At 51.7% G+C, this 12,028-nt stretch carries 10 protein-coding genes and 3 pseudogenes; 3 read left to right on the top strand and 10 right to left on the bottom strand.

Translation table 11 applies throughout. The annotated features are described in order from the left end of the window. Positions 1–408 (top strand): GFA family protein (locus ACR1XV_RS21125; RefSeq protein WP_480534971.1); only part of this gene is annotated, 408 nt, incomplete at its 5' end. A gap of 396 nt (positions 409–804) precedes the next feature. Here ACR1XV_RS21125 and ACR1XV_RS21120 read toward each other — a convergent pair. Continuing rightward, on the bottom strand, positions 805–1,851 hold the full coding sequence (locus ACR1XV_RS21120) for a cytochrome-c peroxidase (RefSeq protein WP_480534969.1): 1,047 nt from the start codon (positions 1,849–1,851) through the stop codon (positions 805–807). A 557-nt stretch (positions 1,852–2,408) separates the two neighbouring features. Between ACR1XV_RS21120 and ACR1XV_RS21115 the strand changes: the two are divergent. Then, positions 2,409–2,930 (top strand): annotated as a pseudogene (locus tag ACR1XV_RS21115) (IS6 family transposase); the annotation flags it as partial. 34 nt (positions 2,931–2,964) lie between these two features. Here the strand turns inward: ACR1XV_RS21115 and ACR1XV_RS21110 are convergent. Beyond that, positions 2,965–4,182, bottom strand: a complete 1,218-nt coding sequence (locus ACR1XV_RS21110; protein ID WP_480534967.1) for an IS110 family RNA-guided transposase — start codon at positions 4,180–4,182, stop codon at positions 2,965–2,967. 246 nt (positions 4,183–4,428) lie between these two features. Here ACR1XV_RS21110 and ACR1XV_RS21105 point away from each other — a divergent pair. Then, positions 4,429–4,610 (top strand): annotated as a pseudogene (locus ACR1XV_RS21105) (DDE-type integrase/transposase/recombinase); the annotation flags it as partial. A gap of 142 nt (positions 4,611–4,752) precedes the next feature. Here ACR1XV_RS21105 and ACR1XV_RS21100 read toward each other — a convergent pair. The 8 genes and pseudogenes from ACR1XV_RS21100 to ACR1XV_RS21065 form a co-directional block, all read right to left on the bottom strand. Then, positions 4,753–5,085, bottom strand: a complete 333-nt coding sequence (locus ACR1XV_RS21100) for a YegP family protein (protein WP_480534965.1) — start codon at positions 5,083–5,085, stop codon at positions 4,753–4,755. 138 nt (positions 5,086–5,223) lie between these two features. Beyond that, positions 5,224–6,270, bottom strand: coding sequence for a Hint domain-containing protein (locus tag ACR1XV_RS21095; RefSeq protein ID WP_480534963.1), 1,047 nt, complete (start codon positions 6,268–6,270; stop codon positions 5,224–5,226). A 327-nt stretch (positions 6,271–6,597) separates the two neighbouring features. Beyond that, entirely contained in the window at positions 6,598–6,903 is a 306-nt protein-coding gene (locus ACR1XV_RS21090; RefSeq protein ID WP_480534961.1) for a hypothetical protein, read from the bottom strand. A 239-nt stretch (positions 6,904–7,142) separates the two neighbouring features. Continuing rightward, on the bottom strand, positions 7,143–7,604 hold the full coding sequence (locus ACR1XV_RS21085; protein WP_480534959.1) for a phage regulatory CII family protein: 462 nt from the start codon (positions 7,602–7,604) through the stop codon (positions 7,143–7,145). Positions 7,605–8,423: 819 nt separating this feature from the next. Then, entirely contained in the window at positions 8,424–9,734 is a 1,311-nt protein-coding gene (locus tag ACR1XV_RS21080; RefSeq protein ID WP_480534957.1) for a HAMP domain-containing sensor histidine kinase, read from the bottom strand. 46 nt (positions 9,735–9,780) lie between these two features. Next, entirely contained in the window at positions 9,781–10,458 is a 678-nt protein-coding gene (locus ACR1XV_RS21075; protein ID WP_480534955.1) for a response regulator, read from the bottom strand. A 111-nt stretch (positions 10,459–10,569) separates the two neighbouring features. After that, a complete protein-coding gene (locus ACR1XV_RS21070; RefSeq protein ID WP_480534953.1) occupies positions 10,570–11,097 on the bottom strand; it encodes a hypothetical protein in 528 nt (175 codons plus the stop codon). Between the two features lie 595 nt (positions 11,098–11,692). Next, a pseudogene (locus ACR1XV_RS21065) lies at positions 11,693–12,028 on the bottom strand (hypothetical protein); the annotation flags it as partial.

Here is a 12,028-nt window from a genome sequence, read left to right as displayed (position 1 = left end):
ATTTCTTCGGGCTTTGGTCTCTTGTTTGCCATTCGTGGTCCTCCGTTTCCTAAACATAACGGTGGACCAGTTCAGTTGGGGAGGCTCAGCGGTCTGGCAATGCGCATTCATTCATGTGATTCCCAAATCATTGCTGGTGAACTGAAAAACTTTCTACGTCGGGCGGATCACGGACAACTCTTTACGAACTCTTTTTACCGAGATTGCGGCACTCGGATTCACCATCATGCCAGCAATGCGGCTGACCAACTTAGCCTGAAGCCGGGTACGCTTGATGATACGAGCTGGTTGAAATCCACCCATCACGTGTTTGCACGAAGTGCGCAGCCGTGGTTTGTTTTTCCAAGTGATGCACAGGTTTTCGATACCGTGTCTCCGGATAGATCATGGCTTACATGCAGCGGCTGAAGTGTCGCTATATTTTGCAGAGCTTCCCCCTGTCGAAACGGTAGAGCCAGATCTTCTTGGATCAGAAATGCTTGACGACGGACACAACGTTATTGCGCGGGCCTGCGGTTTCCAGCCGTTACAGAACAGCGCCGTTCCATATTGGAAGAGCCATGAAGAAATCTCCTGCGGTAGCGTTTCTCGGTTTCCCTCAAAACAGTGTTGAAAAAATCAACAAACCCGTGAAAATTCCCTAAAATCCTTTGACTGATATTCCTATTGCGGTGCCAGTCTTGGCGGACCTTTTAGGACGACGGTTGTCTGTCAAAGGACAGAACGTCAACACAGACATGCGGGTAGGTGTCGAAAGAGAGACGTGGTGCCCGCCTCTCTTCCGTGTGGGAGCAGGGTTGTCAGTTACTCTGAGAAAACGTCCCCGGAAGGGCGCGGTGTTGTCGCGGCTTCGGCGGGCAGAACCGGATAGGTCACCGTCGGCAGGACGCCAGTCAGACTGTCCAGAAACGCAACCAGTTCAGCGGCGGTTTCATCAGAAATCTCTTCACCAAGCTGGCTTTCAGCCATGATCTCAACGGCAACTTTCAGATTCCAGACTTTTCCGGAATGGAAATAGGGGGCTGTCAGGCCGACGTTGCGCAGCGGCGAGGCGCGGAAAACATATTCGTCATCGACCGTTTCGGTGACGGCAAAGCGCCCTTTGTCACCCGCGGGCAAGATATCGGCACCCGGCTTTTCGATCAGGCCGAACGGATAGTAACCGTGCCCCCCGACATTGATGCCGGAATGGCAAGTAGAACAACCCAGATCCATGAACTTCTCAAGGCCCGCCAACTGGACGTCAGACATTGCGTTATCGTCGCCGTTCAGCCAGGCATCAAAAGGTGCGGGCGTGATCAAAGTGGCCTCGAACGCTTCTATGGCCTTGGCGAAGTTGTCGAAAGTCACTGGATCGGATTCGCCCGCAAACGCCGTTTCGAACCAGTCCACGTATTGCGGCATGGATTTTAACGTGGCGATGACGTTGTCCGGCGTGTTCGCCATCTCCACTCCGGCCTGCACAGGCCCCTTCGCCTGTTCTGCCAGATCAGCAGCTCGCCCGTCCCAGAACTGCGCCTCGTTGAACACCGAATTCAAAGCCGTCGGCGCATTGCGCGGCCCCCTTTGCCACCCGTGACCAATCGAGGTCTCCAGATTGTCATCCCCGCCTGTCGCCAGATTATGGCAACTGTTGCACGAAAAGACCCCCGAGGCCGACATGCGGGGATCGAAGAAAAGCGCTTTACCCAAGTCGATCTTTGCATCCGTTATCAGGTTGTCCTTTACCGCCGGAACGGTGGACGGCAGTGGCTTGAAAGTTTCCAGCGCGGTCTCGCGCAACTCGCTGGCGATGGCCGCCTGATTGCCGATAACAAATATCGCACATGCAAGCGTCAGTTTACTGGACATTTTATTCTCCAAAGTAAGTCGCGCGTTGTTTGGATATTGAGGCAGGCGTCAATTTGATCCTTTGATTTAGATCAATTCTAATATATGGTAACTGGAATGTGTAGGGAGATCTAGGGTTAGTTATTCGCGGCCCCGCCATGGTTTGGAGAGGCCATCCGAACATTTGTACGCATAGATTTGGCTGGACCTGTCCATCGCGGATGAACAGTAGTTCCTCCGTGCAACGAGATCTGGCTTTCGGTTGTTTATCGAAATCGGAAGAAAAATGCTTCCTCGATGACGCCTACACTAGACCTTCTGGACTCTGGACCCATAGCCGATAAATAACGAGTGAGAGCCTCCCCAACTGAACTGTTCCACCGTTATGTTTAGGAAACGGAGGACTACGAATGGCAAACAAGAGATCGAAGCCCGAAGAGATTGTCTCGAAGTTACGGCAGGTTGAAGTTCTGATGGGGCAAGGCATGTCCCGTCTGGTTTTGTCGCAAACTTCTCCCCTACCTGTCAGTCAGAGTGCGTTTCTGGCAGCGCGCACTGGAACTGGACAGGAGCAGGCGGTGACGATCTCATTTAAGGGGGCGCATTTTCCGAAAGACGTGATCTTGCACGCGGTTTTCATCTACCTGCGCTACGGTTTTTCATACTGGGATCTGGAAGAAATCATGGCGGTGCGTGGCGTTGAACTGGATCATGCAACGCAGAATCGTTGGGTCGGCCGATTTGCAGGCCTCATTGCTGAAGCAGTGCGGTATAGAAAGCGTCCCGCAGACCATTCGTGGCGCATGGATGAGACATATGTGAAGGTGAAGGGAGAGTGGGTTTATCTTTACCGAGCGATCGACAAACACGGCAAGACACTAGATTTCATGTTGTCCGAGCGCCGGAATAAAGCCGCAGCGACCAGGTTCTTCGCCCGCGCGCTTGAGGTGAACGGTCAACCGCGCAAGATCGTCATTGACAAAAGTGGTGCCAATACAGCTGGGATCAAGGCGATCAACAAGATGCTCAAAAGCTATGGCTGCCCGTTCCCGATCGAAATGGTCAGGCGGAAATGCCTCACGGATGTATTTGACAAGAACTTTTTGATGCACCGCGCCCTTGTCTTTGGGTGAGCTACTGAGGTGCGACGGGCTTTGCCATCGGAGACTTCTGTTTCCACTTTTTTACGAAACTCCGGAAAACCGCTTCCGCGTGACCGACAGCTTCTCTTTCCCGATCACGTACTGATTTGAGGCTGTAGTCGGCAGCTGAGCCTTTCGTTCTTCCACCGCGGTGAGACGGGTAGCAAGCCGTCAGTTGTAGCTTTCTGAGCTTCCAATCCAACAAAGCGGGACGGCTCCAGATGTATTCTTCGCCCTTGGAGAGCATGTGCCAGATGACCACTGTCAGCTTGCGTGCTGTTGCCACCGCTGCGATTTGGTTGCCTCGCTTTTCTCTGATCCTCCGAAAGAAGGCTCTATGTGGTCCTGGCGTACGGGAGACTGACCATGCTGCTTCCAACAGCATCGCCCGCGTATGTGACCGACCCTGCTTGGTGATGCGGCCGTGATAGGCAGCTTTGTCTCCCGATTGGCGCACCCGGGGGTTGAGACCGAAATAGCTGACGAGTTTCTCCGGAGACGGGAAGCGCCCGATATCGCCAATAGCAGCCAGAACACTCAAAGCAGCGATCATGTTCACGCCGATGATTGTCATCATCTGTTTCACGCGCGGCTCCTGAAGCGCTGTTTGCGCAAGGTCTTCATCGACCTGTTTTAGCTCGAGACCGAGGCGGTCCAGCTCGTCGGCATGGCGGAGGATGACACGGCGCTGGTCTTGCGCGACAGGTTGTGACTCCAGCCACTTCCTCCCGCGCTTAGTAAAGAGAGACGCGTTGTACGGCGGGATCAAATTGGCATGCAGCACCGAATGGATGCGGTTCTTGAGGCGAGTCATCTGGGAAACAAGCTGCACCCGTTCAGCCACGACCCGACGCAGCCGTTCCGTTTCTTCATCCGGCATCCAGACTTCTGGCAGAAAGCCACTGGCGTGAAGCTTCGCCAGAACACTTGCATCGATCTTGTCGGTCTTGACTTTGGTCCAGGCGATGACACGAACGAGCAGTGGGTTTGAGATGACAACACGGCTTACAAAGGGTGACAGCAGCCGCACTATGGCCTTTGTGTTGACTGTCGCTTCCAGAACGACCTCGTCCTCTACATTCAGCCGCTCTGCAAACTTCAGGATGTGCGCTTGCTCAAGCTCGAGGCGACCGGCATCCCGGATCTTGCCATTCTCCAGGATCGCCACCTGAGCGAAAGTGCGATGGACATCAAGGGCAATTATCTTCATGATGGGCTCCTTTCCAAGGTCAGTAACCAAAGGAGCCAGCGGGCCACACGACAACTACGGATTCGCGCTCGCAGCGCAACCGGGCAAGTCGAAGGGGTGATCAGATAATAACCCGAGATCGCAGCTCATGAGATACTTCGGCCTGCCCGCCATTCGTGCTCCCAACGCCCCAATCCCGGTGGATCAATTCTAATTCACATCAAGGCCTTCAACACCTCCGATTGGAGCGTCGAGCTCATTCATGATAATAACATTATTGAACAGGATTACCGTTTTATCAAACGTAGGATCAGGCCCATGCTCGGCTTTAAATCTTTTGATTCAGCGGCATCCGCTCTCGCAGGGATTGATATGGTCAACATGATCCGAACGGGTCAATCCACCCTGGACTCCGTCCGTTTCAACAGTTTGCGCAATTGGCAGGATAATCGACTCTCCTGCTCAACCTACGTTGCCTTCCAAGAAATTTGCGACAAAACCAAATTTAGTACATGGTTGGCCTTTGGTCCATCAAGATGATGGCCTCCGGTGCTGGCGGGCGATAGGCACAAACCGCGTGTGTTGTCTGGACTAGGTTAGATTTTCAACACGCGCATCAGGAGCGTTGCGCTTGACGGATTCAATACCATTGTCGCGTGCGGACGCGCTGGGATAGCTTTCGCTTGTTCCGAAGACCTGCCCATTGCTGGCTTTCAGGTTAAACATGTATCCACCCGACTTGGTTTCCTTTCGTTCGTACCTGTTGTCATTGGGGGCATTTGTCTTCACTGACGCAATACCGTTTTCCGCACTGGCCTTTTGAACATTGCCTTCACTGGCCAGAATGATTTCGCCATTACCGGCCTTCAGCAGAAACCGGTATTCCCCAGCCTTGTCTTCGAAGATCTCAAACTGCCCAAGCATATGATCTACCTCATTATTGTTGAGCCAAAAATCAGAACGATGTTGCAGCGTTTTGCAAAGGGTCACAAGGTAAGAGTCGCAGCGACCTTGACGTGATTCCGACCGGATTCCGATACAAATAAGGACATTGTATCACAGCTATGCGACCAGTACTTTTTGATTTTGTGCATGGCGCCGTACCAGATTGCTCATCTGTTTGCCTTTAGGTGGGACGTAGCGTGCTAAAGTGGGTGAGTAGTCTGGTGACGCAATCTCTGGAAAAAGAAAGAGAATTTCTTCATATGCTTCCTCGCCGACACTCTTCAACGCCATTGGTCCTGTGAACAAGCTTTCCGTTGGTGCGCCTTCTGCAAAGACTATTTCGTGATTGTCAAACAGCACGTGTAGATATGTGACCGATTGAGTGCTGTCATCAACGAAAACACCGGGCAAGGCGACAAGCTTGTGCGCAGGTATTAGAATTTCATCATCACCGAACATCCGTTTTGCGATCGGTGACCGGACAAGCATTCGATGTTGCGGCGAAACAAGCAGGTCACGGCAGGGCAACCCATCACCCAACGCGCCCGCGTTTATCCGAATTGGCCGTAACTTGGGTTTCAATGTCAGGTCTTCAGAATTCAAACTCCGGGATCCAATCCATCGAATGCGCTGAGGTCCATCGTCTAATGTCAGGACTTCATCACCAACGCTGAGGGATTCAATGGGGCGGGGGCCATCGATCGTTTCAAGCTTCGTGCCCGCTGTAAAACATGGGACAAGTGTGTCAACATCAACGTTGGGACCGTTGTCTAGGATAGGCCCAAATGTCAACGTTGTGTTGAGTGGCGGGATCGATCCGCCAATGAAGGCAATGAAGAAACCATCTTCGGCATTGACACCGTTGCTCGTTCCATCGCCGTTGATATCGTAGTCAACAATACCAATCTCGTATGTGTTGGTGCCATCGTTGATTTGAATTGTGTAGTCCCAAAAAATCGCATTGCCCAGATACGTTTGGGTTGGGTCATTTGGAGTCTCGTTTACGACGTTGTCACCATCGACGATGGTGCCATCTATGCCGTCCGTGATGGTAATCTGGCTATAGGCGCTGATCTCAAATGTTGAGCCAAATGTACCGAAGCCTGCCGCGGCATTGGTCATTGTCGTATCGGTACGAAAGGCTCCGAAGAGGTTTATGGACATCGGCTTTTCCTGCTTTCTTTTGTGCTTTTTGTTCGCTTGTCCGCGATCGCAACACTAACGGGATCTTCGAAGAAAAAGCCGGTCAGTGAACGGCTCCACCTTACTAATCCGACCTGATTTTCAAAGGATGGTCTGCGTCTGGTTCACGGGGAAAAGGCTGACTTTCATCGCATCTCCAAGTTTTGAGGAAAATGGCACTGAGACCGTTTTTTGCAAGACTATGGAGTTCCCTAGTCCCACTTCTGGGTCAACGCGGGGAGGCGAGAAAGGAGGAGGCCCCATCAAATCCGTGATCGCGGAGACAGGACGGCCTGATTGGCGTGGTTTCTACACAATAGCGACCTTGGCCTCCAGAAATGCCGCGACTTCGTCCTCGGTTGCCTTGCGTAATTTATGGGCCCTTGGGCATCTCTTCGGGACAAGGCCCGTCGCAACAGAGCTCCCTTTCCAATAGAGCACATGCGCTTCGCCGTTAATCGGGATCATGGTTACGTTGAGGGTTTCGCCAGCAGGGTTTTGAACCGTGGGGCAGGTTTGTCCGTCGCGCCATTGGGACAGCTTGAGCGCCCGAAAATCGCAGCCGTCCTGCGCCAGATTGCGCATCCGGTCATTTTCGTTCCAAAACACTTCCATATTCTTAGGGTCCTTTCCCCAATTCTGCTTCTGGCAACTATTGTTGGCACCGCCTGCCGGTACAAGCCAAAGACCATGTCACTCACGGATCTTTGTTTGATGTAGCAAAGCCGTCGACTGCCGAGACGTTTTAAGCTTTAGGTTTGGGGGGGCCTCACTGGCGTTAGCGGTGTCCCAATTGGGCAGGGGGTTATCGACTACGGCCGCAACTGACACTTCGGGATAGGGGATTACTTGCATCATTTAACACATTCGTCTTCAAGGTTCAGTTTCATTTCGATTAAAACCCGCTGAAGACGGGCTATTTCCTTCAGCAAACGCTTGGCCTCGGTCACTGTAATGACTCCGTCTTCAATCGACACTTGGTATTCGGCTATCAGTAAGCCGAACCTCCGGCTCAACGCGATAACATCTGAATGCACACCTCCAGAACGCGGGCCGATCGAGTTGTGCCCACTATATGAGAGTTTGATATTTTTCAGATCGGCCAATGCCGAAGTTACATGCGGATAACTAGCAGAGCTTTCGAGCTGTACGATTGTGTCAAGGGGCATGAACCGATCTACGTGCTCGGCATTGTCGGAGTAATACCGGCCTAGTGTTGCTTTGGACTTGCAAGTGGTTTCACATGCGATTGTGAGACCAACATCTTTAACCAGAGCTTCCGTGTGTTTCTTGAGATAAGATTCGATGTTCACCATGTTTCTGTTCACTCTGATTAGGAAACGGTCTAGGCCACGGAAACTGCTGCAGTTGTCAAGTAGTCTCTCCGGTTAGTCTCGGGTTGAATTCAAACGGGTTCTGAACAAGACTATGGGACGCAGAAGAACACCGATTTTGGTGAACCTGCAGCGCCCCCTTCCAGGGGGGTGGAGGGGAGCGCTGCTTAGGCCGAGGACGGCTTGCTTACGAGTGAGTGGCCCGTGTGTGTTCACGGTACCGGTGATACCCCCTTGGAGGGGTGCAAGTGCTTCCTCAGCCGAGTGTTTTGTTTTAGCTCCAACCATGGCAACATCTTGTGCAGAGGAAATTTCACCGAGTTTTCACTAATCTTAAATATTCGAAAGGTTTTGACCTTTTGTTCCGTTGGTGATCGAGCGAGAACAAGAAGCTACTCACTTTTTGAACAGCGTCCGTGATCTTCGGTTGCCGTCGCCCCATGAGTGGATAACTCGTAGATCATGATTAGAATGTGTAGCGCCTAGGCCCAGACCTCGTCACTTGATATGAATGAATGTCACTCCATCCAGTCCATGTGCAACTGAGGCCATGCCTTATGCGCCTTGAACAATCAGGCAAGCTTCCGAGAGATCCCGGTTCTGGAAGACTTGAACTTCTTCTCTGGATACAACCGATGTGCATTTAAACTCTGTTTCTTCGGCATGAGCAACAGACGCACACATCGTCGTAGTTAAGTGTATTGCTCTATTTGTCATGGAATTTCCTTATGTTCCAGAAACGGCTTACGTGTTTGTTTGGGTTGCCGAATGCCCGGTGCGGAGTTTTCGTGCAATGTGCACTCAAGCGGCTATCGGGGTCCGCTCAAATCTCATTCGAACCCTTAGGCCCGGCTCATTGTCTTCTGCGATGATTGTTGCTCCATGGCGTATTGCAACCGCTTTCGCGAGCGCCAGACCCAACCCGTTTCCAACCTCGGATCGAGCGGCATCCACTCTGTAAAAGGCATCAAAGATCTTGCTGATCTGTGGTTTGGGAACTCCTGGTCCATTGTCAGTCACGATCAGTTCCACAGAATCAGATGTCGCCACCAGAGATACCCTGATCCACGAGCCCGATGGACAATACCGAAGCGCGTTGTTCACCAGGTTGACCAGCACCTGTTTAAGCATGCTTTCATCGCCGCGGATCAAGACAGTATCCGTGTTGAAATCCGCCGACAGAGCCTTGTCTTCATCTTCGGCCACCGGGAAGTAGGTTTCCACAATATCTTCTACCAACGCAGTTAGATTAACTGTCGAAAAGTGGTCCTGACGCCCACTGCCCTCAATCCGCGATATTCTCAGGATCGTGTCGAAGACGGCACTCAAACGCTTCAGTTCGCATTCCAGTTCGTTGAGCTTTGGTCTCGGGTCTCCGCCATACTCAACTTCGCTAAACACCTGCTGCAGTGCCAGAAACGCATGAGACAGGGGTCTCTTCAAATCGTGGGCAATTGTGACGGCCGTTGTTTGGGTACTGATAAGCAGGCTCGACAATCTGTCCAGATGGTGGTTCATCAGGCGGGAAACCCGGTCTATCTGGTCATTCGCGCTGGAAACCGGCAGCCGAATATCGGTGTTCCCCTGCGACACTAGATCGAGAGCGTGTTCGATCCGTTTGAGTTTGCGATAGCTCTGAGAGCTGACGTAATAGCCCAGCCCCAAAACAGTGGCAGTTGCCGAAAGCGTTAATAGCAATAGCCCTTCCGAAAGCACTGTTAATGCCTGATTGAGTGATGTCAGGCTACGTGCGACGATCGTGCGATAGCCAAGGTACTCGGAAGCGCGAAGTAGATATACAGGATCAGCCCCACCAATCTCCACGAAATCCGGATCCACTTCGTGCCAGCCATTCGTTTCGGGTGTTTTAGCGATTGATCCCGCAAGCACGGCATTGTGTTTGTCGAACAAGGCGATCATATGAAGCGCTGTCCGGTGAGGGTTGTTCAGGTGTTCGATTGCCCGCTGGACCGCTTCTGCTCCACCGTCCAGTAGAATTTCATGGAGTAGAGTTTCTTCTTCAAGAATTTGCTGCTCAAGATTGGAGCGGAGCTCGTCTTCCAGCGCTATATAGGCTGCGTAGCCAAAAACAGCAGTGATGATCCAGACCACCAAAGCTGCGTAACAAGCCGTCCGGAACGGGGCGCCGGAAAATATATTAGCGCGGTGCATGGAGGCTGTACCCAACATTTCGAGATGTGTGCAGAAGAGGCGTCTCAAAGGGCTTGTCAATCTTTGCCCTAAGCCGGCTGATGTAAGTCTCAATCACAGTTGAATTTGGGTCAAAGTTGTAGTCCCAGACCTGCTCCAGAAGCATAGTACGTGTCACGATCCGCCCGGAATTCCGCATCAGTACTTCCAGTAGTGAAAACTCGCGAGGTAACAAGTCTATTGTCAAATCCTGCCGTTTCACGACCCTGTTAAGCAGGTTCATCGATAAGTCGTGGACGTGAATCTCAGTCGTAGCTACGCCTGCAGAGCGTCGCTTGATAATGCTGTGCAAACGCGCCAAAAGCTCCGAAAAATGAAAGGGCTTAACCAGATAGTCGTCCGCTCCCTCGGTAAGCCCCTCAACTCTGTTCTCAACATCTCCAATCGATGTCAGGAACAAAACCGGCGTTTGCTTTCGGGCAGCCCGCAGCGCCTTTAGAATTGAAAGCCCATCCATTCCTGGTAACATTCGATCAAGAATGATTGCATCACATTCATTGTAAAGGCAGTAAGACAGCGCATCTCGACCATCTTCGTACCACTCTACGCTGAAGCCATTTTCTTGCAAGCCTGAACTGACAAAGTCAGCGATCTTCCTGTCATCTTCAGCAAACAGTATTTTCATTTTCACACCTTCAGCATCACTGTTGTTTTCGTCGCACAGAGTTACCGAACTCGCCGTCAAATGGATCCAACCATATCCAGAAGGCCGGATCCACTTAGCAACGGACGCGGATCAAAGGCTCAGCGTTTCTTCGACCGCTTTGACTTGCAGTCGTGCCAATCCTAAGTTTGCAGCCTTTTTATCCAGTGCGACATACACAAATATGTTGGGGCTCTTTTCCAACGGGCGAACCAGGTGAAACTGTTTGCCCAGTGTGATCAGAATGTCTTCGATTGTATCGTTGAGTTTCAGTGCCTCCATTGCTTGCAGCTTTGCACGGACAACTTCAACATTCGCGGCACCTGCAGTTTCCAAATCGAACTTGGAACCGCCTTCTGAGACAAGTATAAGGCCGGTTTCACTGTCGACCAGACACGCCCCCAGAATACCTTTGATTTCACTTAGTTTAGAGATGTCCAACGACATGATTAGCTCCTTTATTGCCATGGAAAAGTTGATTTGATCCGACCCAGGTGTTTGATCGTCTGGGTAGGTCTCAGCGTTTGCGGGCGGAATGGTGATGATGTGTCTTTGAATCAGGCCAAATCGTTTGTTCAACCTGCCAATCACAGAGGAAACATCACCCTTGGGCTTCAACATTTGCTATCCAATTCTCGCTGAGACGATTGACTTATGGCATTCATCGAGTGATTGGCCACATCCCAAGGATTGGGTGCGAAGAAACAATTGATCGACCAGCCCATCCTCCAGTCTGGGAAGAGCTCTGGTTTTCTGAACCGGACGGCGCTTATGATTTGATCGCAATCTAGAAAGGGGGGAGTCAGGGCTCTGACAACGATTGCGAACATTGCTCAGAAGCTTCACAATCGTCATAACGGCCAAGAAAAAACTTGGTGTACTCGGGACCGGAATGGCTAATGTAGCTTCAGAACTTATAAGGAACACCGTCCACATATGTCCTGCTTCATAGATGACACTCGCCAACCCGAATAACACTAAGCTCAACATAAGACCCAACCTCAGCACTCATTGATCTGTTGAGCTTTAGAGTATGGGTTTTTTTCAACAGCTTTTCGGGTTACTTAAATATCTGAAAGGTAATGAGCATCTAGGTTCCGAGCTTGTGGCTTAGTTGCATCCACTGTCTGACCGGTAGCAAATTCAAAATCGTTCCGCACATCCGTCGTAGGTTTCGCCAGGTTGTTGTCGTTGACACATCCAGTCATAGTGTTCATCAGCTGCAGGCTCGTGACAGCGCCGTTTCTACGGGTGTTTTGGATTCCTGCTGCCTGCCAGAATGGGCGGCGAGGCCCCGCTCTCCAGACATCCAGCCGCCGAGCGGAAGGTTATGCAGCACCAGCGCACGAAGGCCAAGGGAAAGCTCGATCCGCATCGCGCCTTCTTTGACGAGGCGATCGAGCAGATCGGCGCCATCCGGATGCTTTAACTGGCATTTGCCTTGCATGACGCAGTTGGCGTGCGCGCGCATGGCCGAACGCGGTGTGTGAGTCGACGCTGCCACTCTCAACAGATGGGTTGGCAAATATGCACCAATGGTTGCTACGCGAGC

The sequence above is a fragment of the Ruegeria sp. AD2(2025) genome (assembly GCF_056542385.1).
The sequence above is the reverse complement of the archived record's forward strand: the minus strand, read 5'-3'. Positions and strand labels throughout refer to the sequence as shown.

Bases quoted from the DNA above. Each gene is read 5' to 3' on its own strand.
- ACR1XV_RS21070 (WP_480534953.1), bottom strand. From the start codon at position 11,097: ATGTTGAAGCCCAAGGGTGATGTTTCCTCTGTGATTGGCAGGTTGAAC.
- ACR1XV_RS21095 (WP_480534963.1), bottom strand. From the start codon at position 6,270: ATGTCCATAAACCTCTTCGGAGCCTTTCGTACCGATACGACAATGACC.
- ACR1XV_RS21075 (WP_480534955.1), bottom strand. From the start codon at position 10,458: ATGAAAATACTGTTTGCTGAAGATGACAGGAAGATCGCTGACTTTGTC.
- ACR1XV_RS21110 (WP_480534967.1), bottom strand. From the start codon at position 4,182: ATGAAGATAATTGCCCTTGATGTCCATCGCACTTTCGCTCAGGTGGCG.
- ACR1XV_RS21090 (WP_480534961.1), bottom strand. From the start codon at position 6,903: ATGGAAGTGTTTTGGAACGAAAATGACCGGATGCGCAATCTGGCGCAG.
- ACR1XV_RS21100 (WP_480534965.1), bottom strand. From the start codon at position 5,085: ATGCTTGGGCAGTTTGAGATCTTCGAAGACAAGGCTGGGGAATACCGG.
- ACR1XV_RS21085 (WP_480534959.1), bottom strand. From the start codon at position 7,604: ATGGTGAACATCGAATCTTATCTCAAGAAACACACGGAAGCTCTGGTT.
- ACR1XV_RS21120 (WP_480534969.1), bottom strand. From the start codon at position 1,851: ATGTCCAGTAAACTGACGCTTGCATGTGCGATATTTGTTATCGGCAAT.